Annotated in this window: 1 protein-coding gene; it reads right to left on the bottom strand. The window is 66.7% G+C overall.

The window, feature by feature from the left end; translation table 11 throughout:
• Positions 1-2059, bottom strand: a 2059-nt coding sequence (gene leuS / locus VH499_RS19440) for a leucine--tRNA ligase (RefSeq protein ID WP_332054409.1), incomplete at both ends; no start/stop codon positions are given.

Genomic DNA, 2059 nt, shown 5'->3' with positions numbered 1-2059 from the left:
CTCGCCGAAGCGCGGCGGCCGCGGCGCGTCGGCGGCGGCCGCCACCTCGCCCGCCTCGCGGACGAGCCGCCAGAGCCGCTGCACGAAGCGCCAGGCGCCCTGCACGCCCTCCTCGGTCCAGATCACGTCGCGCTCGGGGGGAGAATCCGACAGCATGAACCAGCGCGCGGTGTCGGCGCCGTAGGCGGCGATGATGTCGTCGGGGTCGACGGTGTTGCGCTTCGACTTCGACATCTTCTCGATCGGGCCGATGGTGACCGGCTCGCCGCTCGCGATCAGCGTCGCTCGGCGCGCCTCGCCGCTGCCTTCGACCTTCACGTCGGCCGGCATGACCCATTCGGCGTTCGCGGCCTGATAGGTCTCGTGCACGACCATGCCCTGGGTGAACAGGCCGGCGAACGGCTCGTCGAGCCCGGCGTGCCCGGTCAGCTTCATCGCACGGGTGAAGAAGCGGCTGTAGAGCAGGTGCAAAATCGCGTGCTCGATACCGCCGATATATTGGTCGACCGGAAGCCAGTGATCGACCTGTCGCCGGTCGGTGGGCGCGGTCGCAATCCAGGGATCGGTGAAGCGCGCGAAGTACCAGGACGAGTCGACGAAGGTGTCCATGGTATCGGTCTCGCGCAACGCCGGCGCGCCGCATTTCGGGCAGGCGACGTGCTTCCAGGTGGGATGCCGATCGAGCGGGTTGCCGGGATGGTCGAAGTCGACGTCGTGCGGCAGCTCCACCGGCAGATCGCTCTCCGGCACCGGCACGATGCCGCATTGCTCGCAATGGATCACCGGGATCGGGCAGCCCCAGTAGCGCTGGCGCGAGATGCCCCAGTCGCGCAGGCGGAAATTGACCTCGCGGCGGGCGACGGGATGGCCGCTACGAGACTCGTGCTCGAGCCGGCGCGCGACCTCCTCCTTGGCTTCCTCGATGGTCATGCCGTCGAGGAAGCGTGAATTGATCATGCGGCCATCGCCGTCATAGGCCTTGTCGGTGATGACGAAGGTCTTCGGATCCTGGCCGGGAGGGCACACCACCGGCGTGTTGCCGAGCCCGTACTTGTTGGCGAAGTCGAGGTCGCGCTGGTCGTGCGCCGGGCAGCCGAAGATTGCGCCGGTGCCGTAGTCCATGACGATGAAATTGGCGACGTAGACCGGAAGCTTCCATTCCGGGTCGAAGGGGTGGATCGCCTTCATGCCGGTGTCGAAGCCGAGCTTCTCCGCGGTGTCGATCAGTTGCTGCGCGGTGCCGTGCTGCCGGCATTGGGCGATGAATTCGGTGAGCGCGGGATTTTTCGCCGCGGCGGCGGCGGCCAGCGGATGATCGGGCGAGAGCGCCATGAACTTGGCGCCGAACAGCGTGTCGTGCCGCGTGGTGAAGACGGCGAGCTCGTTCTCGCGGTTCGGCGTGGTGGCGGGATCGAGGGCGAAGCGGACATGCAAGCCCTCGGAGCGCCCGATCCAGTTGCGCTGCATGACGCGCACCTTCTCGGGCCAGCGGTCGAGGCGGTCGAGCGCCTGCAGCAGATCCTCGGAGAACTTCGTGATGGTGAAATACCACTGCGGCATTTCCCGCTGCACGACGATGGCATCCGAGCGCCAGCCGCGGCCGTCGATCACCTGCTCGTTGGCGAGCACGGTCTGGTCGACCGGATCCCAGTTCACCTTGCCGAGCTTGCGTTCCACGAGCCCCGCGCGCAGGAAGTCGAGGAACATCTTCTGCTGGTGCTTGTAGTAGCCGGGATCGCAGGTCGCGATCTCGCGCGTCCAATCGAGCGAGAGGCCCATGGACATGAGCTGCGCCTTCATCGCCGCGATGTTCTGGTTGGTCCAGGCCGTGGGATGAATCTTGCGCTCGATGGCGGCGTTCTCGGCCGGCATGCCGAAGGCGTCCCAGCCCATGGGATGGAGCACGTTGAGGCCCATGGCGCGCTTGTAGCGCGCGACCACGTCGCCCATGGCGTAGTTGCGCACGTGCCCCATGTGGATGCGCCCCGACGGATAGGGGAACATTTCCAGCACGTAGTATTTCGGCCGCGGATCGTCGTTGCTGGTGGTGAAGATGCCG

The organism is Reyranella sp. (assembly GCF_036558665.1).
Taxonomy (GTDB): domain Bacteria; phylum Pseudomonadota; class Alphaproteobacteria; order Reyranellales; family Reyranellaceae; genus Reyranella.
This window is presented reverse-complemented; position numbering and strand designations above follow the sequence as displayed.